Here is a 466-nt window from a genome sequence, read left to right as displayed (position 1 = left end):
TTCCGCCCGCTTACGAAAATTCAAGGCGCCATCAAGGGCTCAACGTCAAAAGAGAAAGGCCAACCCATCGCGAGGTTGGCCTTTGTCGTTTGGGTCGGCGTCGCGATGGTTTGGCTGTTGTCCTTTGACTTTCCCTGCCCTATGCGGCGCCTTGAATTTCTGTTGCAAGGAGGAAAAAGAGGGGAGGCCTGTCTGAGCGCAGCGAGTTTGCCTCCCCTCCCTCCTTGCGACAGAAATTCAAGGAGGGGGTCGCCGCATCGGGCGCGCCTTTCTTTGCTTACTTTCTTTGGCAAGACAAAGAAAGTGAGTCGCCCCCGGCAGGGGGTGAAACAGGCGATGAACCGCCGCGTCAAGCATCCAGCCCCCAAGCTCCCAATTCCGAACTCAACACGCGGAGCATTTTGCGCGGCGCGCCGAGCTCAGAACTCGACGCATGGAGATCGGGACTCGGCGAATGGAGCTCAGA

1 protein-coding gene is annotated in these 466 nt (G+C 58.2%); it reads left to right on the top strand.

The genetic code is table 11. The features are described from left to right. Nucleotides 1-224: 224 nt before the first annotated feature. Nucleotides 225-466, top strand: a 242-nt coding sequence (locus KDL01_RS47180; protein ID WP_212534267.1) for a hypothetical protein, incomplete at its 3' end; no start/stop codon positions are given.

Origin of the sequence: Actinospica durhamensis, from assembly GCF_018139695.1 — a bacterium.
Classification (GTDB): Bacteria; Actinomycetota; Actinomycetes; order Streptomycetales; family Catenulisporaceae; genus Actinospica; species Actinospica durhamensis.
The sequence above is the reverse complement of the archived record's forward strand: the minus strand, read 5'-3'. Positions and strand labels throughout refer to the sequence as shown.